The organism is Hartmannibacter diazotrophicus (assembly GCF_900231165.1).
In the GTDB taxonomy this organism is placed as follows: domain Bacteria; phylum Pseudomonadota; class Alphaproteobacteria; order Rhizobiales; family Pleomorphomonadaceae; genus Hartmannibacter; species Hartmannibacter diazotrophicus.
In genome coordinates this window covers 4,480,001-4,503,308 of record NZ_LT960614.1, presented here as the reverse complement: position 1 = coordinate 4,503,308, position 23,308 = coordinate 4,480,001, and the positions used below count along the sequence as shown (strand labels likewise).

The 23,308-nt window shown below is 63.4% G+C and carries 21 protein-coding genes; 10 read left to right on the top strand and 11 right to left on the bottom strand.

Annotated features, from left to right (window positions below; translation table 11 throughout):
• Positions 1–119 precede the first annotated feature (119 nt).
• On the top strand, positions 120–848 hold the full coding sequence (locus HDIA_RS20865; protein WP_425432959.1) for a GntR family transcriptional regulator: 729 nt from the start codon (positions 120–122) through the stop codon (positions 846–848).
• 176 nt (positions 849–1,024) lie between these two features.
• On the top strand, positions 1,025–2,035 hold the full coding sequence (locus tag HDIA_RS20860; RefSeq protein ID WP_099557902.1) for an NAD(P)H-quinone oxidoreductase: 1,011 nt from the start codon (positions 1,025–1,027) through the stop codon (positions 2,033–2,035).
• A gap of 29 nt (positions 2,036–2,064) precedes the next feature.
• On the opposite strand, the gene HDIA_RS20855 is transcribed toward HDIA_RS20860, so the two are convergent.
• Complete coding sequence (locus HDIA_RS20855; protein ID WP_099557901.1) at positions 2,065–2,736, bottom strand: GntR family transcriptional regulator; 672 nt, start codon at positions 2,734–2,736, stop codon at positions 2,065–2,067.
• A gap of 567 nt (positions 2,737–3,303) precedes the next feature.
• Here HDIA_RS20855 and HDIA_RS20850 point away from each other — a divergent pair.
• On the top strand, positions 3,304–3,945 hold the full coding sequence (locus HDIA_RS20850) for a TerC family protein (protein WP_099557900.1): 642 nt from the start codon (positions 3,304–3,306) through the stop codon (positions 3,943–3,945).
• A 150-nt stretch (positions 3,946–4,095) separates the two neighbouring features.
• On the opposite strand, the gene acnA is transcribed toward HDIA_RS20850, so the two are convergent.
• Positions 4,096–6,795 (bottom strand): aconitate hydratase AcnA, encoded by a 2,700-nt coding sequence (gene acnA / locus HDIA_RS20845; RefSeq protein WP_099557899.1) that lies wholly within the window; start codon positions 6,793–6,795, stop codon positions 4,096–4,098.
• Between the two features lie 778 nt (positions 6,796–7,573).
• Here acnA and ccmA point away from each other — a divergent pair.
• The 3 genes from ccmA (at position 7,574) to HDIA_RS20830 (ending at position 9,638) form a co-directional block, all read left to right on the top strand.
• Positions 7,574–8,287 (top strand): heme ABC exporter ATP-binding protein CcmA, encoded by a 714-nt coding sequence (gene ccmA, locus HDIA_RS20840; protein WP_099557898.1) that lies wholly within the window; start codon positions 7,574–7,576, stop codon positions 8,285–8,287.
• Between the two features lie 74 nt (positions 8,288–8,361).
• Positions 8,362–8,817, top strand: a complete 456-nt coding sequence (locus tag HDIA_RS20835) for a GFA family protein (RefSeq protein WP_099557897.1) — start codon at positions 8,362–8,364, stop codon at positions 8,815–8,817.
• Between the two features lie 302 nt (positions 8,818–9,119).
• Positions 9,120–9,638 (top strand): HNH endonuclease, encoded by a 519-nt coding sequence (locus HDIA_RS20830; RefSeq protein ID WP_157775761.1) that lies wholly within the window; start codon positions 9,120–9,122, stop codon positions 9,636–9,638.
• Here HDIA_RS20830 and HDIA_RS20825 read toward each other — a convergent pair.
• Both HDIA_RS20825 and HDIA_RS20820 read right to left on the bottom strand, forming a co-directional pair.
• Positions 9,632–10,395, bottom strand: a protein-coding gene (locus HDIA_RS20825) for an IS5 family transposase (protein ID WP_099555767.1) whose coding sequence is annotated in 2 segments (ribosomal slippage) — positions 9,632–10,077 and positions 10,077–10,395 — 765 coding nt in all. Because the reading frame shifts where the segments join, the coding sequence is not laid out codon by codon here. The genes HDIA_RS20830 and HDIA_RS20825 overlap by 7 nt on opposite strands.
• A 591-nt stretch (positions 10,396–10,986) precedes the next feature.
• The gene (locus tag HDIA_RS20820; protein WP_099557895.1) at positions 10,987–11,511 is read right to left on the bottom strand and encodes an NUDIX hydrolase; all 525 of its coding nucleotides are present in this window, start codon (positions 11,509–11,511) and stop codon (positions 10,987–10,989) included.
• A gap of 227 nt (positions 11,512–11,738) precedes the next feature.
• Here HDIA_RS20820 and HDIA_RS20815 point away from each other — a divergent pair, with 227 nt between their 5' ends.
• Entirely contained in the window at positions 11,739–12,080 is a 342-nt protein-coding gene (locus HDIA_RS20815; RefSeq protein ID WP_099557894.1) for a hypothetical protein, read from the top strand.
• A gap of 43 nt (positions 12,081–12,123) precedes the next feature.
• Here the strand turns inward: HDIA_RS20815 and HDIA_RS20810 are convergent, their stop codons facing one another.
• The 6 genes from HDIA_RS20810 to ccmB all read right to left on the bottom strand — a co-directional run bounded on the left by HDIA_RS20810 (position 12,124) and on the right by ccmB (position 16,565).
• Positions 12,124–12,753: a DsbE family thiol:disulfide interchange protein gene (locus tag HDIA_RS20810; RefSeq protein WP_099557893.1), complete on the bottom strand. Its 630-nt coding sequence runs from the start codon at positions 12,751–12,753 to the stop codon at positions 12,124–12,126.
• On the bottom strand, positions 12,750–12,971 hold the full coding sequence (gene ccmD / locus HDIA_RS20805; RefSeq protein ID WP_099557892.1) for a heme exporter protein CcmD: 222 nt from the start codon (positions 12,969–12,971) through the stop codon (positions 12,750–12,752). The genes HDIA_RS20810 and ccmD overlap by 4 nt, the downstream gene beginning before the upstream one ends.
• Entirely contained in the window at positions 12,971–13,711 is a 741-nt protein-coding gene (locus tag HDIA_RS20800) for a heme ABC transporter permease (protein WP_099557891.1), read from the bottom strand. The genes ccmD and HDIA_RS20800 overlap by 1 nt, the downstream gene beginning before the upstream one ends.
• 72 nt (positions 13,712–13,783) lie before the next feature.
• A complete protein-coding gene (locus HDIA_RS20795) occupies positions 13,784–14,953 on the bottom strand; it encodes an MFS transporter (RefSeq protein ID WP_099557890.1) in 1,170 nt (389 codons plus the stop codon).
• 17 nt (positions 14,954–14,970) lie between these two features.
• Positions 14,971–15,759 carry a DeoR/GlpR family DNA-binding transcription regulator gene (locus tag HDIA_RS20790; protein WP_099557889.1) on the bottom strand — a complete coding sequence of 263 codons (789 nt, stop codon included), beginning with the start codon at positions 15,757–15,759 and terminating at the stop codon, positions 14,971–14,973.
• Between the two features lie 134 nt (positions 15,760–15,893).
• Entirely contained in the window at positions 15,894–16,565 is a 672-nt protein-coding gene (gene ccmB / locus HDIA_RS20785) for a heme exporter protein CcmB (RefSeq protein WP_425432909.1), read from the bottom strand.
• A gap of 474 nt (positions 16,566–17,039) precedes the next feature.
• Here ccmB and dapF point away from each other — a divergent pair, with 474 nt between their 5' ends.
• The 3 genes from dapF (at position 17,040) to ftsY (ending at position 20,748) form a co-directional block, all read left to right on the top strand.
• Positions 17,040–17,879: a diaminopimelate epimerase gene (gene dapF, locus HDIA_RS20780; RefSeq protein WP_099559065.1), complete on the top strand. Its 840-nt coding sequence runs from the start codon at positions 17,040–17,042 to the stop codon at positions 17,877–17,879.
• A gap of 225 nt (positions 17,880–18,104) precedes the next feature.
• The gene (gene mtaB, locus HDIA_RS20775) at positions 18,105–19,379 is read left to right on the top strand and encodes a tRNA (N(6)-L-threonylcarbamoyladenosine(37)-C(2))-methylthiotransferase MtaB (RefSeq protein ID WP_099557888.1); all 1,275 of its coding nucleotides are present in this window, start codon (positions 18,105–18,107) and stop codon (positions 19,377–19,379) included.
• A gap of 106 nt (positions 19,380–19,485) precedes the next feature.
• Positions 19,486–20,748, top strand: coding sequence for a signal recognition particle-docking protein FtsY (gene ftsY, locus HDIA_RS20770; protein WP_099557887.1), 1,263 nt, complete (start codon positions 19,486–19,488; stop codon positions 20,746–20,748).
• Between the two features lie 250 nt (positions 20,749–20,998).
• Here ftsY and HDIA_RS20765 read toward each other — a convergent pair whose 3' ends face one another.
• The gene (locus tag HDIA_RS20765) at positions 20,999–22,984 is read right to left on the bottom strand and encodes a M23 family metallopeptidase (RefSeq protein WP_099557886.1); all 1,986 of its coding nucleotides are present in this window, start codon (positions 22,982–22,984) and stop codon (positions 20,999–21,001) included.
• Between the last annotated feature and the right edge of the window lie 324 nt (positions 22,985–23,308).

Sequence of the window (23,308 nt, the reverse complement as noted above, 5' to 3'; positions counted from 1 at the left end):
CTCAAATACTGCCGTTTCGGGATGAATTGTCTCACCTCCCTCTCACTTCGTGCAATAATGCTGAGATGGCATTATAAATCCCAGTGAAGTGGATGGTTTGGGAGGCGTAGCAGGTGGCAATCAAATCGCAGGTTCGGTGGCCGATCGCCGACGAGTCGACACCGGAACTGGTGCTGGAAAAGTTTGCTCCCGAGCAGACCTACAAGACGCGCGTCTACAGCGCGTTGAAACAGGCCATCACCAACATGGACATCTATAGCAGCAACGAGCCAACCTGGCTCGACGAGCGACAGTTGTCCGAACGTCTTGGGATCAGCCGAACTCCGGTTCGCGAAGCGATTGCCATGCTGGAGCAGCAGGGTTTCGTCAAGTCGATGCCGCGGCGGGGGATCATCGTCCTGCGCAAGACGAAGCGCGAAGTCATCGAGATGGTCCAGGCCTGGGCGGCACTGGAGGGCATGGCAGCCCGCCTCGTGACCCAGCGGGCCAAGGACGCCGACATCGCCAAGCTTCGGCCGATGTTCGCGGAGTTCGACGAGACCCACAAGCCGTCCGACTATCTGTCCGATTATTCGACTGCGAATATCCGCTTCCATCAGACGATCATTCAGCTGACCGGTTCGCAAGTGCTTGCCGAAATGACGGAGAACCTGCTGTTGCATGTGCGCGGCATCCGCCAGATCACCATCGGGCGCGACGATCGCGCCAGCCAGTCGATCCTCGATCACCGCGCCATCATCGCCGCGCTCGAGGCGCGCGACACGGAGCTCGCCGAAAAGCTGGCGCGCGACCACACGCTCGGCCTTGCCGACTATGTGGACAAGCACAGCGAGGGCATCTTCGACTGAGCGTTCGCGACCGATCGCTGTTTTTCTGTCATGGCTGCCGGACGCTGCTCGCGTCGGCAGCCATTTCCTTGAGTGGCCGCCGTCTGCGGACTTGACCGGCTCTGGCAGGCGTCTTACGTCCCGCTCAAGCCTTTATCCGGCCGCCCTGTCACTCCCAATCGATCCGGAGCGCTCCCATGACCAGTCTGCCCGAGACCATGACCGTCATCGCCATCAAGGAGCCGGGCGGGCCCGAGGTCCTGCAGCCCGACACGCGCCCGGTGCCGGCGCCGGGTCCGGGCGAGGTGCTGGTCAAGGTGATGGCCGCGGGGGTCAACCGTCCCGACGTGCTGCAGCGCTCTGGCGCCTATCCGCCGCCGAAGGGAACGACGGATCTGCCGGGGCTTGAGGTCAGCGGCATCATCGCGGCGGTCGGCGAGGGGACGCAGCGCTGGTCGGTCGGCGACAAGGTCGTGGCGCTGACGCCGGGCGGCGGCTACGCCGAGTATGCCCTTGTCGACGGGCGCAACGTTCTGCCGCTGCCGGGCGATCTCGACTGGGTGACGGCGGCCGCGCTGCCGGAGACCTTCTTTACCGTCTGGCACAACGTCTTTCAGCGCGGCGGCCTGAAGGCCGGCGAGACGCTGCTCATTCATGGCGGTTCGTCCGGCATCGGCACCACGGCGATCATGCTTGCCAAGGCGTTCGGCGCTCGGGTCTTCACGACGGCGGGCTCGGATGAAAAATGCGAGGCCTGCCGCAAGCTCGGCGCGGATCTCGCCATCAACTACAAGACCCAGAACTGGCTGGAAGAGGTGCGCAATGCGACCGACAAGAAGGGCGTCGAGCTGATCCTCGACATGGTCGGCGGCCCCTATATCGAGCAGAACTACGTTGCCGCCGCCAACGATGGGCGGATCGTCAACATCGCCTTCCTGATGGGCTCGAAGGTGGAGATCGATTTCACCCGCCTGATGATGAAGCGCCTCATCCAGACCGGCTCGACGCTTCGGGCCCAGTCGGTGGCCGCCAAGGCGAAGATCGCCGCCGAGCTTGAGGAAAAGGTCTGGCCGCTTGTCGCCGCCGGCACCGTGAAGCCGGTGATCCACGCGGTCTTCCCGCTGGCCGAGGCCGCGAAGGCGCATGCGCTGATGGAGACCAGCAGCCATATCGGCAAGATCGTCATGACGGTGGGCGCCGAGGCCTGATCGCCTCCGGCGCGCCACCGTCTTGTTCTTCAGCCTCTGGACAACCCGTGTTCGCGCACGTGGGTGGCCAGGCCCAGCGCATGATTGCGCACGAGGACGCCGGCCAGATCCGCATCACGCGCCTTGAGGGCGTGAATGATCTCCGAGTGCTCGGATCTGGACCGTTCGGCACGCAGCTCCTGCTTGAGCGCCGCCCGCCGGATGGCCTTCATGTGCACCAGCAACCCGCTCGTCAGACCATCGATGATCGTGTTGCCGCCGAGGCGAAGAATTTCCTGGTGAAAGCGGAAATTGGCGTCCGAATAGACCTCGTCGGCACCCTCGTCGGCGTTGTCGGCGTCCTCGAACAGCCCTTTGAGCGAGGACAGTTCCTCGTCCGTTGCCCGCTCGGTCGCAAGTCTTGCCGCCATGGATTCAAGACTCGCCCAGGCACAGATCATTTCCACAATCTCGTCGCGCGATTTCTTCATGACGAAGAAGCCGCTGCGGGCGACCGACTGGACGAGCCCCTCGCGAGCCAGGACGCAGAGGGCCTCGCGGATCGGCGTGCGGCTGACGCCGAGCTGTTCGGCCAGTTCCCGCTCATCAAGCCGGATGGCGTCCGGCGTCGAATAAAAATCCATCTGCGCAATGGTGTTTCGAATCGCCTCGTAGGCGAAATTTCGCAACGTCGGCTGAACGGCCTGCTTCTGGTCGACCATTCGTCGCGGTGATCGCGTCGCTTTCAAAGCTGTTATCCCTCCCAACAATTATGTTTTTTTGCAGTATCGTTTGGCTTTGGCATAATGGCAATAGATCTTCACTGTAGAGGCAAAAATTCTTTGATTCCGCAAGTTTAACGATTTTCGGCGGCATTTATTTCTCCGCGTCGCGGGCGTTCAAAAGCTACCTTCCGGGAGATCGGCGTTCCAAGGGCCAGTTATGCTGCGATGCACTCCATGATGGTGCGATGCATCTTGGAATGGGGCGCGAACGACCATTTCTGCTCTGATTATTCTTCAAAGCCGCATCCTCGATTCACGCGGCTCCTTGCCGAGATTTCGTTGGCATGATAAATACCAGTCATCAGGCCGGGCCCCTCTGGCGGTTCCTTGAACCGCGATGTCGGACTGAAAAAGAAAATCGGGAGTGGCCCGCCGAACTGGTTTTGCCCATCGGATCTGCGTATCGATGCGCCATCAATTGGCGGCGACGCGGGGCTGATCTGGGGGACCAGTGGAATTTCCGCCGGCCGCTTCTCCCATGAACACATCGAGAGGAGCATTCGCATGGAGGGAATGATCGCCCAGCTGCTGGCGCCGGAAGCGCTGACAGCACTGATGACTGTCATCATGATCAATATCGTGTTGTCGGGCGACAACGCGGTCGTTATCGGCCTCGCAGCCGCCGGCCTCCCGGCCGAACAGCGCAAGAAGGCCATCCTTTTCGGCATCGCCGCGGCAACGGTGATGCGTCTCGCCTTCGCCGGCGTCGGCGCCTATCTCGTCAACATCACCGGTATTCTTCTCCTCGGCGGAGCGCTGCTGTTCTACGTCTGCTGGAAGATGTGGCAGGAACTGCGCGGAAGCGGGGAAGATGGCGAAGGCGCCCATGGCAGCGGCCATCAGGAGAAGACATTCCTGCAGGCCGCCTGGCAGATCGTGGTCGCGGACGTGTCGATGTCGCTCGACAACGTTCTGGCCATCGTCGGCGCCGCCAAGGACCATCCGGTCGTCATGATGATCGGTCTCGTCGTCTCCATCGCGCTGATGGGCATTGCCGCCAACTTCATTGCGGGCCTGCTCAACCGCTATCGCTGGATCGCCTACGTGGGTCTTGCCATCATCGTCTACGTGGCGGCGGACATGACCTATCACGGCTTCCTCGACGTCCTGCCCTTCATGACGGGCGGCGAGGCACCGCACGCCTGATCCTGGCCTCCCAAGGCATCAGACAAAAAAACGGCCCCGGGAAACCGGGGCCGTTTCTTTTTGCGATCGTGATGGAGTGGAGCGGTGCCAGTCCGCTCCTCGTCCGCTTCGGGGCCGCCGGTCTCCGGCGGCCCTTCCGGCCGGGATCGATCAGGCTGCGAGCTGGCGCAGCACGTAGTGCAGGATGCCGCCGTTCTTGTAGTAGTCGAGCTCGTCCAGCGTATCGATGCGGCAGAGCAGGGGCACGGTCCTGACGGTTCCGTCCTCGAAGGTGATCTCCGCTTCCATCATCTGGCGCGGCTTGACCTCCTCGATGCCCTTGATCGTGACGCTTTCCTTGCCGGTCATGCCGAGGCTCGTCCAGGAGGTGCCCTCCTCGAAGGTGAGTGGCAGGATGCCCATGCCGACGAGGTTGGAGCGGTGGATGCGCTCGAAGGACTGCGCGATCACCGCCTTGACGCCGAGCAGCTTGGTGCCCTTGGCCGCCCAGTCGCGCGAGGAGCCGTTGCCGTATTCGACGCCGGCGAAGACCACCAGCGGCACCTCTTCCTTGGCGTAGCGCATGGCGGCGTCGTAGATATACATCTTCTCGCCGGAGGGCTGGTGGATGGTCCAGCCGCCCTCGACCTGGTTGCCCTTCTCGTCCTTCACCATGGTGTTCTTGATGCGGATGTTGGCGAAGGTGCCGCGCATCATGATTTCATGGTTGCCGCGCCGCGTGCCGTACTGGTTGAAGTCGGCCGGACGGACCTGGTGCGAGGTGAGGTATTCACCCGCGGGGCTCGCCGCCTTGATGCTGCCTGCCGGGGAGATGTGGTCGGTGGTGATCTTGTCGCCGAAGAGGCCGAGGATGCGCGCGCCGACGATATCCGTCACGGCATCCGGCTGCATCGTGATGCCGTCGAAATAGGGCGGGTTGCGGACATAGGTCGAACCCGGCTGCCAGCCATAGGTCTGGCCTGAGCCGGCCTCGACCGCCTGCCACTGCTCGTCGCCCTTGAAGACGTCTGCGTATTTGGCGCGGTACATCTCGCCGGTGATGTAGGTGTGCACGAAATCGGCGACGTCCTTGTTGGTCGGCCAGACGTCCTTGAGATAGACCGGCTGACCGTCGGACCCGATGCCGAGCGGCTCGGTCGACAGATCCTTCTGGACGCTGCCGGCGAGCGCGTAGGCGACGACGAGCGGCGGCGAGGCGAGATAGTTCGCCTGCACGTCCGGAGAGACGCGGCCCTCGAAGTTGCGGTTACCGGACAGAACGGCCGTGGCGACGACGCCGTTGTCGTTGATCGCCTTGGAGATCTCCTCCGGCAGCGGGCCGGAGTTGCCGATGCAGGTGGTGCAGCCGAAGCCGACGAGGTTGAAGCCGAGCGCGTCGAGGTCCTTCTGCAGATCGGCCTTTTCCAGATACTCGGCGACGACCTGCGATCCGGGCGCCAGCGAGGTCTTCACCCAGGGCTTGGTCTTGAGGCCCTTGGCGAGCGCATTGCGGGCGAGGAGGCCCGCCGCGATCAGCACGGACGGGTTCGACGTGTTGGTGCAGGAGGTGATCGCGGCGATCACGACGTCGCCGTGGCCGATGTCGAAGTTCTTCCCCTCGACGGGATAGCGGTTCGCGATGTCGGCGGCCTTCTTGTACTCGGTCTCCATGGCGGCGGCGAAACCGGCCTTGATGTCGGTGAGCGACTGGCGGCCTTCCGGACGCTTCGGACCGGCCATCGAAGGCACGACGGTGGACAGCTCGAGCTCCAGCGTGTCGGTGAAGACCGGATCGGGCGTTTCGTGGGTGCGGAACATGTCCTGGGCCTTGGAATAGGCCTCCACGAGGGCGATGCGGTCGTCGGCGCGGCCGGAGAAGTTCAGATACCGGATCGTCTCGGCGTCGACGGGGAAGAAGCCGCAGGTGGCGCCGTATTCGGGGCCCATGTTGGCGATTGTCGCGCGGTCGGCGAGGGACAGGCTCTCAAGGCCGGGGCCGAAGAACTCGACGAACTTGCCGACGACGCCCTTCTTGCGCAGCATCTGGGTGACGGTGAGCACCAGGTCGGTGGCGGTGACGCCCTCGTTCAGCTTGCCGTCGAGGCGGAAGCCGATGACCTCGGGCACGAGCATGGAAACCGGCTGGCCGAGCATGGCGGCCTCGGCCTCGATGCCGCCGACGCCCCAGCCGAGAACGGCGAGGCCGTTGACCATCGTCGTGTGGCTGTCGGTGCCGACACAGGTGTCGGGATAGGCGTAGGTGACGCCGTCCTCGTCCTTGGTCCAGACCGTCTGGGCGAGATACTCAAGATTGACCTGATGGCAGATGCCGGTGCCGGGCGGGACGACGCGGAAATTGTCGAAGGCGTTCTGGCCCCATTTCAGGAAGTTGTAGCGCTCGCCGTTCTGCTCGTATTCGCGCGACACGTTCTGCGCCAGCGCCGAGGCGGTGCCGAAATAGTCCACCACCACCGAGTGGTCGATGACCAGATCCACCGGGACGAGCGGGTTGATCTTCTCAAGGTCGCCGCCAAGCGTCGCCATGCCGTCGCGCATCGCGGCGAGGTCGACGACCGCGGGCACGCCGGTGAAGTCCTGCATCAGCACGCGGGCCGGGCGGTAGGCAATCTCCGCGTCGGTCTTGCCCTTGTTCTCCAGCCAGCCGGCGACGGCCTTGATGTCCTCGGCCTTGACGGTGCGGCCGTCCTCGAAGCGCAGGAGGTTTTCCAGGAGCACCTTCAGCGAGAAGGGCAGCCGGGAGATGCCGGCAAGGCCGTTCGCCTCGGCATCGGGCAGGCTGAAGTAGGTGTAGGTCTTGTCACCTACTGTCAGTTCCTTGCGGCATTTGAAGCTGTCGAGGGACTTCGTCACGGCGGGATCTTCCTCAGGTTGGCGGCGGGAAGGCGGCTATCGGACGCGTCGCGAGCCTTTGATCGGCTTCTTTGCGCGTGTCCGGTTTCCGGGCGAGGGGCTTGAAACCTCGGGGCCCGGTCGTCTGCGTCTCCCCGGCGTCGGTGTTTGGACCGATGATGGGACGAGCCCGCCTGCCGTTCCGGCAACGCGAGGCCGGCGGGTCATCCTCGCGCTTATAGGAAATTTCGCAGTGCAGCGCCAGCAGGCCGAATGGGCTATTGCGACCGGCGGGTCATTTTTTTGAGCCCATTCAACAAATCGGGCGTCCGTTCGTCAGGTCAAGGGTGGGTGCGTGGGTGTTATTGCCGCCTCAACTTCCCCTTCCTTCGCGATCCTGCCGCTCTTCCTGTTGTCCTTCTCCCTCTCCGTCGTCATCCCCGCGAAAGCGGGGACCCATAGGCCTTTTCGCGTCACAGTGCTCCGGCGGGAGGCACTGCCTGCCGTGACCCGAGGCGATGTTCGCTGCCGATTGATGATTGGGTCCCCGCTTTCGCGGGGATGACGATGGAGAGGCAGAGACAGGACTTCGGCCACGGAGAGGCTCACGCCGTCATGGTCTGCGCAGGCAGACCATCCACGAAACGGATGCGCGTGGCCTTCGTGGATGGTCCGCCTGAAGCGGACCATGACCTTGAGGATAGGCTTGTGTCCTACCCACCCTTGGCAGGACGGCGAATTTCCGCTTAGTGGGAAGCCGTCAACCGACTTCAACTCCGAGACCGCCGCGTTGCCTGCCATGACCCCATCCGCCGAGCCGCATTCGTCCGATCCTGAAGGCCTCGTCCTCGACGGCATTTGCGTGCTGCGCGGCGGGCGGCGGGTGCTGCATGGCGTGAACGTCCGCCTGGCGCCGAAGGGCCGCGAAGGCGCGGCGCTATTCATCACCGGGCCCAACGGGGTCGGCAAGTCGACGCTGCTGCGCGCCATTGCCGGGCTGACCTCCATTGAGGCCGGACAGCTTTCGCTCGATCTTAGCGGCGACAAGCTTGCGGGCACCGACGTCGGCGAGGGTTGCCACTATCTCGGCCACCGCGATGCGATCAAGACGGCGCTGACGGTGACCGAAAACCTCGCCTTCTGGCAGAGTTTTTTGGGAGAGCCGCGTACCGGCGAGGGGCGGGGGCATCCGCTTCTCTCCATCGACGACGCGCTGGAGGCGGTGGATCTTCTCCATCTTGCCGACCTGCCGTCGATGCTGCTCTCAGCCGGCCAGCGGCGCCGACTTTCCATCGCGCGCCTGCTCGTTGCCGCCCGTCCGGTCTGGCTCATGGACGAGCCGACCTCGGCGCTCGACAAGGCCTCGGAGGCGCGGCTTGTCGACCTGATGCGGGCGCATGTTACGGGCGGCGGTCTGATCCTTGCCGCGACGCATCTGGCGATCGACCTGGAGAACGCGCAGGAACTGGCGCTGGAGCGGGTGGTCTATGACCCGCTGGAAGAACTGGGCTAGACGATGGCACCGCCGGCCGCCGTCGCGGCCTTTCGTGCATTGCGGGCTTTCCCGACCAATGGAGAAACTCACCGATGGCAGACCTTGACCGTCCGCTTTTGGGGACATGCCGATGCGGGCACGTCGGCATCGAGATCAGCGCGCCGCCGCTCCTGACGGCGGCCTGTCACTGTCGCGGCTGCCAGACAATGAGTGCCAGCGCCTACTCGCTGACGGCGCTGATCCCGGCGCCGGCATTCCGCGTCACATCGGGCGAGCCGGTGAAGGGCGGCGCAGGAGGTGCGCAGCTCGACCATTATTTCTGCCCGGACTGCAAGACGTGGATGTTCACGCGGATTTCCGGCATCGACGCCTTCGTCAACGTGCGGCCGACGCTGCTCGACGATCCAAGGTGGACCTTACCCTTCATCGAAACGCAGACGGCGGAAAAGCTGCCGTGGGTGGAAACGCCCGCCTGCTACAGCTACGAGCGCTTTCCCTCGGAGGAGGAGTTCGAGGGGCTCGTGAAGGCGTTTGCGGAAGAGGTGTGAGTGTCTGGGCTACTGCTGGGCTTGGGCGCCACGGGCAGCATTTCAATAGACGGCGCTTTTCATTCGGCTGGTTTGGGCAACTAGCCGTCACGGCGTCGGTTTGGCGCATGGACGAGCCAACATCGGCGCTCGGCGATGCCTCGGCAGCGCGGCTCGTCGAACGTATGCACGCCCAGGTGGCGGCGGCAGGCTGATCTTCGCAGCGACGCATCTGACGGCCGACCTGGAGAATGGGCAGGAACTGGCTCTTGAGCGGGTATTCTATTGCCCGTTGATGTAACTGGGTTAGGAGGGGGATGACGATGTCAATTTCCGCAAAAGCTGCAAAAATGTTGTGGGGTCGAGCCGCGGCGAGATGTTCTTTGCCGACTTGCCGAAAACACCTCGTTCTAGATGATACAGAAGTTGATGATCCAGCATTGATTGGAGATATGGCGCACATTGTAGCTGAAAGTGAAGATGGTCCACGGGGCATATCCCCTCTTAAATTAGATGATAGAAATCGGTATTCGAATCTTATTCTATTATGCAAGAATCATCATAAAGAAATTGATGATCAGTATATTACTTGGACTGTTGACCGTCTGCACGAAATTAAAAATCAGCACGAGTCTTGGGTTCGGGAGTTTTTGCCAGATTATGATAATATCAAGGTGAGGGATGATATTATTTATGCTGATTATATCGATGAATGGTCCTCTCTTTGTCATTTGAAGGAGTGGACTAATTGGACATCTCCATTGCTTTCTTTTGGTGAGCCGTCTATCGAGACGGCAAAATTTGACGATCTGGTTAAATTAGCTAGGCTCAGGACTCATTGAATCCACCAAGTGACGATGGCTGCGATTGTAATTGCTGCCATGAAGACGTCAGCGCGGCGGTCGTAACGGGTAGCAATGCGCCGCCAGTCTTTCAGGCGCCCGAACATGTTCTCGATCTTATGGCGTTGTTTGTATTGGGTTTTGCAGAATTCGGCAGGTGCCTTTCGGCCCTTGCGCGGCGGTATGCAGGACGCGATGCCTTTGGCTTGGAGCGCGGCGCGATACTCGTCGGAATCGTATCCCTTGTCGGCAATCATTGTCGCACTGCCGCCCTCAGGCAGGACCGGATAGAGGATCTTGGCCCCGACGTGATCAGAAACCTGTCCCGCCGTCAGGCACATCGCGAGCGGTCGGCCTTCGCCATCGCACACAGCATGCAGTTTGGTGTTCAGTCCACCCTTTGTGCGGCCAATGTGGCGGGGAAGAAGCCCCCTTTTAAAAGGCTTGACGCTGTCCGGTGAGCCTTCAGATGCGTCGCGTCGATCATCAGCGTGTCCGGAGCGCCGCCACTCGCTGCCAAGTGACTGAAAATCCTATCGAACACGCCCAATTCGGTCCAGCGGCGAAAGCGGTTGTAGAGCGTCTTGTGAGGGCCATACCCCTTTGGGGCATCTTTCCATTGGAGGCCATGCTTCAGCACATAGATGATGCCCGACACAATCCGGCGATCATCCACACGAGGCACCCCGTGCGACTTCGGAAAGAATGGCTCGATCTTCGACATCTGGGAAGGCGAGAGCAGAAACAAATCAGGCATGGCAAACTCCTTTGCCACCCTGAATCACATATCACGCATCAATGCAAATTAATGGGTCCTGAGCCTAGGTGGATTATGAAACGCGTGTGGCCTGGTCGTTATTTATCTTTGGAGCAGGCATTTAAGAATTTCGCATTTGTTTTGAATGATTTATTGAGGGTTTTCAATAAGCATCGTACTTCGCATGCGGACGACGATTTTGAGCTTACTACGAAAAAATTCTATAAGATAGATAGATGGGATGAGGAGTTATACAATAAATTACTAAGAGAATATAATCATCATGTCGATCTTGTCGAGGATTTGGTATTGGAGCTGACGCGATCGGCCAACCTAATTTGCGATCAAATTCGGGCAAACGTTATTTCGAATTTTGGATTGCGGGAGGGGCGACTATCGGTCTTGTCAGGCCCACATTTGGACCTTTCCTGGCATGAAGTCGTGGTCGAGTATTCAATTGAGGAACGGGTAAGCTCTAACCCATATCCGGGCCTCGAAGCATTTCTTACTGCTAGAGCCAGTCGTGATCGCTATTTTGGAGATTGTCAGGAGCCAAAGTAAACGATCGGACAAATAGTTGTTTGATTCGTCTCACAACCCCTCCACAGGATTCATAAACGGCCCAACCGCTTCACCCCTCCGCCACCGTGCCTCCTGATCCAGTGCCCAATGCACGGAGGGAAAGGCGATGCGGTCGCGCGGGATGTCGTCGGGTGAAAAGAGGTCGACCTCCAGGCTTTCCGGGCCCGGCGCAAAGCCGCCCTTCAGCGTTGCCCGATAGATGAGCTGGACCTGCGAAATGCGCGGGATCGTGTAGATCGCCAGAAGGTCGTGGATCTCGATGGACGCGCGGGCCTCCTCATAGGCCTCGCGGGCCGCACCCTGTTCCGGCGTCTCGTTCAACTCCATGAAGCCGGCCGGCAGGGTCCAGAAGCCCGACTGCGGGTCGATGGCGCGCCGGCAGAGCAGCACCTTGTCGCCCGCGCGCACCACCGAGCCAACCACGATCTTCGGGTTTTCATAGGCGATGAAGCCGCAGCGGGTGCAGACGTCGCGGGCGCGCTCGTCGCCTTCGGGAATGCGGGTCTCAAAGCTTGGCGTCACGAGGTCGGTCATGGGCGTCGCGGCTTCATTCCGGCTGAGGTGAGGCGGATCGGTCCCGGTTCTTGCCGCCGGCGTTGACCGACCTTGGCACACACGGAGCCATTTGTCGTCATGGCACGGGGAAGCTGCGGGGCGGCCGTTTACCCTGTCATTCGATGGGGCCGGGCAGACCCATCTCTGCCGTTGACAAGAAGTTGCGACTCTCGTTTGATGCAATCATAAGTTACGGTAGGGGCAACATGGCAACCGCAATCAATCTCGTGAATCCGACCTCCGGCGTGCAGAAGACCGGCTATTACGGCTTCAGCTGGACCAGTTTCTTCTTCGGCGGCATCCCGGCCCTTCTCAGGGGCGATACGGGCATCGGCCTTGGCATGATCGCGGTCGGCATCCTCGCCGGTGTCGTCGGGCTCGGCATCGGCTGGTTCGTCGTCTCGATCATCTGGGCGTTCATCTACAACAAGATCCATACGACGAGGCTGCTGGACCAGGGCTACAAGCTCGCGGATACGCCCGACCGAATGGCCGACGCGATGCGGGCGCTCGGGGCGGCAGAACAAGCCATCTACGGGCAGGCCTGAGGGGGGCTGGCGAGCGCCCGGATGAGAGCGGCGTGCGATCGGATCAGGACGTCCCGGCTTTTTCGGGCGTCCTGGCCTTTTCGATTTCCGGCAGCAGGCGGTCGCGGATGCCCTCGGGACTGAGCGGACCGATGTATTTGTAGCGGATGTGGCCGGTGCCATCGATGACGAAGGTCTCCGGCACGCCGTAGACGCCGAAGTCGATGCCCGTGCGCCCGCTTTCGTCCGAGCCGACCGCCTTGAAGGGGTTGCCGAGGCCGTTGAGGAAATCGGCCGCGTTCTGCGGCTTGTCCTTGTAGTTTATGCCGACGAGGGTGAAGCCCGGCTGCTTGGCAAGCTCCATCAGCAGCGGGTGCTCGTCGCGGCAGGGCACGCACCAGGACGCCCAGACATTCAGCAGTACGACGTCGCCGTATTTCGCCGTCTCCAGTTCGCTCGAAGACAGGCCCGGTGTCGGCTGGCCATTGCTTGCCAGCCCCGCGACGGCGGGAAGCTCGAACTTCGGCACCTCCTTGCCGATCAGCACGGAGGGCAGTTCCGACGGATCGCCGGAAAAAAGCTGCTTCAGGAAGAAGCCTGCAAGGCCGAGGAAGATCAGCAGCGGCAGGAAGGCGATCCACTTGATGCCGCCGGATTTCTTCGCGCTTTCGCCTGCGGTCTCCGGGCCGCTCATGCGCCGGTCTCCTGCCGCGAGGCGAGCGGCTTTGCGGTTCCCGCCGGTGCCTGCCGTTCGGAGCGGCGGCGGGCGCCGCGCTCCTCAAGCTGCTTCAGGCGTCGGCTCTGGGCCCTGTGATCGAGGATCACCCAGGCGATCATCGCCGCGATGACGAGGATCGTCACGATGTAGGAGCCGAGGATGAAGCCGGCGTGGTTGCCGAGATCGATCGACATCAGGCGACGCCTCCGCTGGCGGCGACGAGGCCGAGGGCGCGCACGCGGCGGCGCAGGATCTCATTGCGCATCGCCATCATGTGCAGCGTCAGGAGCAGGAAGGTGAAGGCGAGCGCCATCACCAGCAGCGGCCAGAGCATCGAGGCGTCGATGGTCGGCCCGCCCATGCGGAAGACGCTGGCGGGCTGGTGCAGCGTGTTCCACCAGTCGACCGAGAACTTGATGATCGGGATATTGACCGAGCCGACGAGGATCAGGATCGCGACGATGCGCGCGGCGCGGGCCGGTTCCTCGATGGTGCGCCAGAGCGCGATCAGGCCGAGATACATGATGAAGAGAATCAGCACGGAGGTGAGGCGCGCGTCCCAGATCCACCAAGTGCCCCACATCGGCTTACCCCAGAGCGAGCCGGTGACGAGGGCGATGAAGGTGAAGCCGGCGCCGAGCGGGGCGGCCGCCCTCGCCGAGACATCGGCCAGCGGATGGCGCCAGACGAGGGTGCCGAGGGCCGAGACCGTCATCAGGCCGTAGGTGAACATCGACAGCCACGCGGCGGGCACGTGGATGAACATGATCTTGACCGTCTCGCCCTGCTGGTAGTCCGGCGGGGCGAGGACGAGCGAGCCATAGAGCCCGATCGCGAAGAGCACGAGCGTGATCACCGTCAGGACCGGGATGGCCTTTCCGGCAAAGCCCAGAAAGCGGGTCGGGTTGGCAAGGTCGGAGAACCATTTCAGCATGGGGCGGTTTTACCCGCGTTGCGGCCCGACCGCAACGAGACGTTTCGCCTCGCAGGGCCGGCAAACCGCGCTTCACGCTCGTGTGCGGGCGGCAAGGTTGGCAACGCCCATCAGAGCGGCCGCGCCGGCCAGGAGCCAGAATGCGTCGGGCAGGGAAAAATGGGCGGCTATCCAGCCGATCATCGGAGGTCCGGCCAGGAAGCCGCCATAGCCGAGAGTGGCGACCGCCGAGATGCCGATTTCCGGCGCCGGGCCAGCCTTGCCGGCAAGGCTGAAGGCGACGGGGACCATGTTGGCGGCGCCGATGCCGACGAGCGCGAAGCCGATGCCGGCGGCGAGTGCATCCGGCGAGGCGGCGGCGAGCGCGAGCCCGCCAGCGACGGCGAGGCTGCCGATCACCAGCACCTTCACCGTGCCGAAGACGGCGAGCGTCCAGTCGCCGGTCAGGCGGCCGGCAAGCATGGTGATCGAGAAGGCCGCGAAGCCCATTGCCGCCTCGGCAGGGCTTGCTTCGTGGATGGTGGTCAGAAAGACCGCCGACCAGTCGGCCATGGCGCCCTCCACCACCATGAAGACGAAGGCAAGAAGGCCGAGCCCGAGGATGGCGCGGTTGATGCGGAAGCGGGGCCGGGCGGCGTCCGCTTCCCGCGGGGGCTCGCCCTCGCCGAGATGGCGCTTGGTCGCCAGGACCAGGAAAAGACAGACGATTGCCGCGACCGGCAAGAGCAGCGGCGACGGCAGGCCGACGCCGAGATAGGCGCCCCCGAAAAGCGCGCCGACCAGACCGCCCGCGCTGAAGGCGGCATGGAAGGACGACATGATCGGCCGTCCGTGGCGGCGCTCGATGGTGCTCGCATGGGCGTTCATCGACACATCCATCAGGCCGCTCGCCGCGCCGAGGACCAGCGTGTTGGCAACGAGGGTGGGCAGGCTGGCGAGCAACGTCGGCAGGGCGAGCAGCAGGGAAAAGGCAATTGCGGCGGCGCCTGTCGCCCGTCCGCTGCCGCCGAGCCTTGGCAGCAGCAAGCCCGAGAGCGGCATGGAGACGACCGCGCCGACTGCAAGACCGAGAAGCACGAGGCTGAAGCGGGCCGCGTCAAGCCCGGCGGCGTCCTTGATCAGCGGCAGGCTCACGGCCCAGTTGCCAATGCCAAAGCCGTTGGCGAAGAACATCGCCACCGTGGCGGTGCGCGGGGTGAGGAAACGCGGAGCGGTCATGGCGGAGGAGTCCGGCAGGGTCATGATGATTGTCCGTTGGATCAGGCGTTGGGCGTCACGACGGTGATGCCGAGCGTGCGGTAGGCGTCGAGATCGTCCGCAGGACCGTCGGCGACGAGGATGCCGAGGTCGGCGGCCTCCATCACCTTGTGCGGTGCGCCGGTGTGCAGCTTTTCCCGGGTGGCGACGGCCACGACCCTGCGGCTGCGCGCGGCGAGCAGGCGCTTGAATTCGGCCTCGTCGAAATCGAAGGTGGTGACGCCCTCGATCGTGTCGACGGCGCAGGTGCCGAGAAAGCACAGGTCGGGCCGGATGCGCTCGGCTTCCCGCATGGCCGCGGAACCGAGGCAGGCGCCGCTGTGCGGGTCGACCCGCCCGCCGATCATGATGACGCCGATACCCTCCCGCCCGGCAAGGGATGCGGCAATCATCGGCGCGTTGGTCGCGACCGTGAGCGACATCCCTTCGGGCAGGGCCCGGGCGATGGCGGCGTTGGTGGAACCCGCATCGATGAAGATCGTCTGGTTGGCCCGCACGAGGCCGGCGGCGGCCTTCGCAAGGCGCTCCTTTTCCTGCACGTTCCTGCCGGATCGCTCCGCAATGGTGCCGGAAGCGGGCGAAACGGGAAGCGCACCGCCGTAGACGCGGCGGCAGAGGCCTGCCTTCGCCATCTCGCGCAGGTCGCGGCGGATGGTGTCCTCGGAGGTGTTGAGGAACCGCGCCAGATCGGTGGCCAGCACCTTGCCGTCGCGGTCGAGCGCCTCGCCGATCAGGCGTTGGCGTTCGTCGGGGAGCAGCGCGATGGCTGGTGCGATATCGACAGCTTGCATGTTTGTGCCTGTTTATGGTGCCTGTTCTTGCATTATTAGACCCATAACATGCAAAATTCGGCAGAATCAAGGCGCAAACGATCCGTTCCGGACGCTGGACCCTGCCGGATTCGTCAGACTTCGCGATGACAGGGTCAGTCGAGGCCGCTCTTGAGGGCAGCGGCCGCCGCGAGAGGAGCGAGCACGAGCGTTGCCAGCGTGATGGCGCAGAGCAGCAGGAACGGCGTCATGAAGGGCGAGGGGGCAACCGTCGCGGCGTTGGCGGCGGAAACGCCGAAGATCATGACGGGGATCGTGAAGGGCAGGATCAGGACGGCGAGCAGCAGGCCGCCGCGCCTGAGGCTGACGGTGAGGCCCGCGCCGATGGCGCCGAGGAGGGTGAGAGCCGGCGTTCCGACCAGCAGCGTCAGCATGGTCGCGCCGATGGCCGCCGGCTCCATGGCAAGGAAGAGGGCGAAGAAGGGGGTTGCGATGACGAGCGGCAGGCCGGTCGACGTCCAGTGCGCGAGGCATTTGACGAGAACCACCAGTTCCAGCGGCTGTCCGGACATGACGATGAGGTCCAGCGTGCCGTCCTCGCGGTCGGCCTCGAAAAGACGGTCGAGGCCGAGAAGCGTTGCCAACAGCGCGCCGATCCAAAGGATCGCCGGACCAAGGCGGGAGAGAAGATTGAGGTCCGGGCCGACGGCGAAGGGAAAGACGGTAACGACGATGAGAAAGAAGAGAACGCCCATGAGGGCACTGCCGCCGATCCTGACGGCGAGCGCCAGATCGCGGCGATAAAGGGAGAGCAGGGGATTCGTCACGCTTGGAGCCGGTTTCTCGATGAGCTGCCGGCGGACCTTAGAGCATCGGACCGAAAAGTGGGAACCGGTTTTCGGGAAAATCCGCTGCGCTATGGAAGCAGGCCGGCATCGGACCGAAAATAAGCCGAGCATCGTGATGCCGAGCTTCAAGGCGCGCGTGATCGTGGAAGTTGCGGCTGTTTGGTTGTCCATTCACCCTCTCCACCGTTATTCCCGCGAAAGCGGGAACCCACTCCACGCATTCTCTTTCTAGTGGGCATTGGGGACGCGAAGGATCAGAAGACTTCAGGCCTTTTCGTTCCGAGCCGCCAATGGGTTCCCGCTTTCGCGGGAATGACAATGAAGAGGCTCTTCCGTCAACACTTGCGCTTTGCCCCAAAAATCCGACATGAATGCAGCAACGTGCAGCCGTTCTTCCGGCAGCGCGCACAGAGCAATGAAAGACAGGTCGTGACCGGCATTCCCTTCGCCAAGATGAATGGCATCGGCAATGAAATCGTCGTTCTGGATCTCCGCGATTCGGACCTCAAGGTGTCCCCTGAGGCCGCGCGCGCGATCGCGGCAACGCCCGGCGCGCATTTCGACCAGCTCATGGTGCTCTATCCGGCCAGGACGCCCGGCAGCGATGCCGCGATGACGATCTTCAATATCGACGGTTCGGAATCGGAGGCCTGCGGCAATGGCACACGCTGCGTTGCCATGCGGCTTTTTGAGGAAGGCGCGAAGGATCGGCTGGTGCTGGAGACGCGCGCGGGCCTGCTGCCGGTGCGCAAGACCGACGATGGCCAGTTCACCGTCGGCATGGGCAAGCCGAAGTTCGGCTGGCAGGACATTCCGCTCGCCGAACCTTTCCACGACACGCGCTATATCGAATTGCAGATCGGGCCGATCGATGCGCCGATCCTGCATTCGCCGTCGGTCGCCAATATCGGCAATCCGCACGCGATCTTCTGGGTCGACGACGTCGAGGCCTATGACCTTGCCCGCTTCGGGCCGCTTTTGGAAAACCATCCGATCTTCCCGGAGCGGGCAAATATCTCGCTGGCGCAGGTGCTCTCGCCCGACCATATCCGCGTGAAGGTGTGGGAGCGCGGCGCAGGGCTGACGAAGGCCTGCGGCTCGGCGGCCTGCGCGGTCGCGGTGTCGGCGGCGCGCACGAAGCGGACCGGCCGCAAGGTGCTTGTCTCCCTGCCGGGCGGCGATCTCTTCATCGAGTGGCGCGACGACGACCAGATCCTGATGACGGGACCGGCGGAGCTCGAACATATCGGCGAGCTGCCGGCGGAGACGTTCGAAGATACTGCTGCGGCGTAAATCCCGATTCGCATCTTCTCTGGCAATTTCCGCCCAATTCCGCCATATAGAGCGGCGTTCGGCCACAGGATACATATGAGCGCCTTCCGGGCCGCTCTATATTCCTGAGTCTGGAGCACAATGTTCCCGTTCACGCGTGTTCGCTTGAACGCATTATGCTCTACCCGGAAAATCCCGACCACTTTCGGAACAGCCGCGCATGTCGCGGCGGGAATTGCATCTGACATGACGATCGACGTCATCACCTTCGGCTGCCGGCTCAACACGGTAGAATCGGAGGTCATGAAGGAAAAGGCAAAGGCTGCCGGGCTCGATAACGCGGTGCTGGTCAATACCTGCGCCGTAACGGGCGAGGCCGTGCGTCAGGCGCGGCAGGCGATCCGGCGCGCGCGGCGCGAAAACCCGGAGGCGCGCATCATCGTCTCCGGCTGCGCCGCCCAGACCGATCCCGACATGTTCGCCGCCATGGGCGAGGTCGACCTCGTCATCGGCAACATGGAAAAACTGGGCGAGGCCGCCTACCGCGACACCGCGCCGGCCGGCGCCGACTTCGGCATCGGCGGATTGGAAAAGGTGCGCGTCAACGACATCATGAGCGTGACCGACACGGCGGGCCATCTCATCGAGGGCATCGAGGGGCGCACGCGCGCCTTCGTCCAGGTGCAGAACGGCTGCGATCACCGCTGCACCTTCTGTATCATCCCCTATGGCCGGGGCAACTCCCGCTCCGTGCCGATGGGCGATGCGGTCGATCAGATCCGGCGAATCGTTGAGAATGGCTATCGCGAGGTGGTGCTGACCGGCGTCGACCTCACGAGCTGGGGACAGGATCTGCCCGGTGCGCCGAAGCTCGGACGCCTCATCCGTCAGGTGCTGAAGAATGTGCCGGATCTGGAGCGGCTCAGGATCTCCTCCATCGATTCCATCGAGGTCGATCCGGAGTTCATGGCGGCGATCGCCGAGGAAGAGCGGCTGATGCCGCATTTCCATCTGTCGCTGCAGTCGGGCGACGATCTCATCCTGAAGCGGATGAAGCGCCGCCACCTTCGCGCCGACACGATTGCCTTCACCGACGAAGTGCGGCGGCTGCGCCCGGATGTTGTTTTCGGGGCGGACATCATTGCCGGCTTTCCGACCGAGACCGAGGACGCCTTCGCCAACTCGCTGAAGATCGTCGACGACTGCGGCCTGACGCACCTGCATGTCTTTCCCTATTCGCCGCGCCCCGGCACGCCGGCCGCGCGCATGCCGCAGCTCGACAAGGCACTGGTGAAGGACCGTGCCGCGCGCCTGCGCGAAGCCGGGGAGACGGCCTTGATGCGTCATTTCTCCGCCGAGGTCGGACGGGAGCGCCGCGTGCTCGTGGAGCGCGACGGTCTCGGCCGATCGGAGCATTTCACGCTGGTCGAGATCGATGGCGGTGCCGTCGGCGATATCGTGCCGGCGCGAATCACGGGGCATACGGAGCGGTCGTTGCGCGCGGTGGCTCTTGCCGCATGAGACGCGTTTGCGATCAGCGGGTTCGGCAGATAGAAAAATCGGAGGCGGGGCGGGCGCGCACGGAGAACCGTGCGCCTGACGCCGACCGTCGTCCTCGGGAGATGGCATGAGCGAGCAGAAGAAATCCGGCTTTTTCAGCAAGGTCGCCGACTTCATGGTGGCCAAGCCGGAAGCCGATCCCGAGCCTCAGGTTCTTCCCGAAGAGGAGCGAAAGGCGCCTCCGCCAGCGCCTGCCGCCGAGAAGGAGCTGGAAGCGAAGGCTCCTGAGGCGCCGACCTCTCGGCCAGTCCCCGAGCCGGTCATCGAGATGATGCCGCCGGCAGCTGTGCCTATGGCGGAAGACGCGCCTGAGGAGATGCCTGCCGCTGCTGCCGAAACTCCGGTCGAACCGCCCTTGGTCGAATCGGCGCCCGTGCCGGCCGAAGTGGCCCCCGTCGCGCCGGAGCCCGGCAAGAAACTCTCCTGGTTCCAGCGCCTCAGGACGGGATTGCTCCGGTCCTCGTCGGCGATTGGCGAGGGAATCACCTCGATCTTCACCAAGCGCAAGCTCGATGACGAGACGCTGGAAGAGCTGGAGAATGTCCTCATCCAGGCTGACCTTGGCGTTGCGACGGCGATGGCCATCACCGAGGCGCTGGCCAAGGGACGCTACGGCAAGGACATCGCACCGGAAGAGGTGAAGACGATCCTTGCCTCGGAAGTCACCAAGGTGCTCGGCCCCGTTGCCGAGCCGCTGACGATCGACACGTCGAAGAAGCCCTTCGTGCTGCTTGTCGTCGGCGTCAACGGGTCCGGCAAGACGACGACGATCGGCAAGCTGGCGGCCAAGTTCCGGGCCGAGGGCAAGTCCGTCATGATGGCGGCGGGCGACACCTTCCGCGCGGCGGCCATCGAGCAGCTGAAGGTCTGGGGCGAGCGGACGGGCACGCCGGTCATCGCCCGCGATGTCGGTTCGGATGCGGCAGGCCTTGCCTTCGATGCGCTGAAGGCAGCGCAGGAGCAGAATGTCGACGTGTTGCTCGTCGATACCGCCGGCCGGCTTCAGAACAAGGCCGAACTGATGGCGGAGCTTGAAAAGGTCATCCGCGTCATCCGCAAGGTCGACCCGAGCGCCCCGCACGCCTCGCTGCTCGTCCTCGATGCCACCACGGGCCAGAACGCGCTCAACCAGGTGGAGGTTTTCGGCCGGACAGCCGGCGTCACCGGCCTTGCCATGACCAAGCTTGATGGCACCGCACGCGGCGGCATCCTCGTGGCGATTTCGGCGAAGTTCAAGCTGCCGGTGCATTTCATCGGCGTTGGCGAGGGGATCGACGATCTGGAGCCCTTCAAGGCGGAGGATTTCGCCAAGGCCATCGCCGGGCTATGAATGCCCGCGCCGGGCTGCCGCTCAGGGCCTAGCATTTCGCGCCCGGCGTTGCCGATCCCCGCGTTGCCGGCGGCACAGGCGTCTGCTTCAAAATCTCGGTCGCGCTTCGGGTTTTCCCGGCCTTCGATCACAGCGACTCAATCCAGAGCATCGTCCGGTTGGCCGACGCTTCGACCTGTTCCGTCCGACTGTGGACCTGTCGTCGCGCAAGTCCGTACGATGGATTTGACCGGAGAACGGCGGCTGGCGCTTAGCCGCCGGATGCCTTGACGTCGTTGGCCGCCAGATTGGATGGCGGCGTGCCGCCGCTCAGCAATGCGTCGATGCGGGCCCGTTCGTCCTCGAAGGTGTCGAGTTCGTTGCCGGCGAGCGACTTGCCCTCGGGCAGGCGGATGCGCATCGGGTCGACTTGGCGGTCGTTGACCAGGATCTCGAAGTGGAGATGGGGGCCGGTCGAAAGGCCGGTCGAGCCGACATAGCCGATCACCTGGCCCTGCTTGACCTTCATGCCCTTGTGCATGCCCTTCACGAAGGCGCTCATGTGACCGTAGGCGGTCGAATAGCCGTTGGCGTGGCGCAGTTCGATGTAGTTGCCATAGCCGTTGACCCAGCCGTCCTTGACCACGGTGGCGTCGCCTGACGCCATGATCGGCGTGCCGCGCGGCGCGGCCCAGTCGACGCCGGTGTGCATCTTCATGTAGCCGAGCAGCGGATGGCGCTGCATGCCGAAGCCCCGGCGGAAGGTGCCGACGGACATCGGCTTGCGCATCAGGAACTTCTTCGCGTTGCGCCCGTCCTCGTCGTAGTAGTCGACGGTGCCGTCGGTGGAGCTGCGGAAGCGATAGTAGCGATGCCGCTGCCCGCCGAGCGTGATCGAGACGTAGAGAAGCTCCGAGGAGTCGGCGGTTTCCGTGCCGTCGTCGGCCAGCGAATAGAACAGATCGATCGAATCACCTCGGCTGACGCGCGCGTTGAAATCGACGTCATAGGAGATGACGTGGATGAGGTCGTCGATCAGGCGGGGCGACATGTCGTTGTCGAGCGCCGTCTGGTAGAGGCTGCGATAAAGACGCGGGCGCGGCGTGTTGACGTCGCTCTCGCCGAGCCCGGTGCTGGAAAGGGAGAGACCGCCTGCCGGTTCCTGCGCCGGCACATAGGCCAGTTCGTCGGAAAGGGCGACCGTGGCCAGGTGCTGTCCGTCGCGGTAGATCGAGACGGAGACGGGGTGGTAGCGGTTGGTCTCGTCATTGGCCGGGGCGAGGGCAATGCGCAGCTTTTCGCCCGGTGCGACACCTGGAATGGCAAAGCGATTGCGGAACGCGCTGTTGATCTCCAGCGCCTCGTCGTCCGTCGCCTCGTTGTCGATCAGCAGTCCCTGGAGCGTATCGCCCTTGCCGACCGTGACGATCTTTTCCTCGCGGTCGTCGAAGCTGTCGGAGACCTGATCGCCGCTCTTGGCGACGAAGGAGACATTCTCGGGGATGATCCGCACGCCGAGCTGCTCGAAGGAGTTGCGGATCGCGAAGCTGTCGTCGAAACGCGACGATGTCGTCGTCGGCAGCGAGGCGACCTTGACGTCCGCTCCGGTCAGGAACTCGGCCTGGTCGTGGACAAGGGCTTCCGTCTCGACGTCGGAGAGGGGCGCGTAGGCCACCATGGTCGTGTCGTTGACCGGGAAATCCACGACCTTGACCGCCATCTCGCCTTCCACGTCGGCGCCATAGAAGGAATCGCTGACGGATTTCTCCGGCGTCGTCGCGTTGGCTTCGGCGAAGATACGAAGCGGATCGAAGGAGGGAATGTCGGCGACGATGTCATCGGCGTCGGTGATCAGCGGTGTCGTGACCCGGGCAAAGGGGCGCATGCGGATGATGTCGCGCTCGCCGTCGCGCGTCACCGTGCTGAGCCGCATCACCCGGCGCGATCCGGTGTCTTCCTGATCGTCGTCGGGAAAATCGGCCTTGAGAACAAGGCCGCCGAATTGTCCCGGACGCGCTGCCGTCTCGGGTTCGAGCGAGGGGATGGCGGCCACGGCCGGCCGGCCGTCGAGAGCGGCGTAAAGAGCGCCAGCCATCAGGCAGCTGGAGGCAAGAGCTGCGAGAACCGTGCTCGTCAGCCAACGCAGGGAGATGGCGCGGCGGTCGGGCGGCGCACGGCGGGTGTCAATCGTACGGATGGGCGGTTCGTCCCCAAGGTCGATAGACTTTCGATCATGGTCGGACCAGACCGCATTCATTGCCCAAACGTCTCCATCTGCCTCGATCGTCTCTCGTACCGTCCGAACGGCCACGCGATACCTTGAGCCTGCCACGAGCAGAGACTGTCACGAGGATCGAGCTACGCGCTTACGGAAACGTTCTTCGTTGGCGGAACCTTGGCTGCTCACGGCGCACGAGTCAACGTTTCCGGCGGTTCCGCACCGGACTGGTGAGGACGTGCCGCCTTCACGAATCGACCGTAGCGGTTCGCGTACTACCCTTGAAGCTGCGAATGCGGCGTCTGTTGGGCAGACGGTCAAAATCCGGGGGATTGTTTGGGTATGTACGCGTGCGTGCGCGAC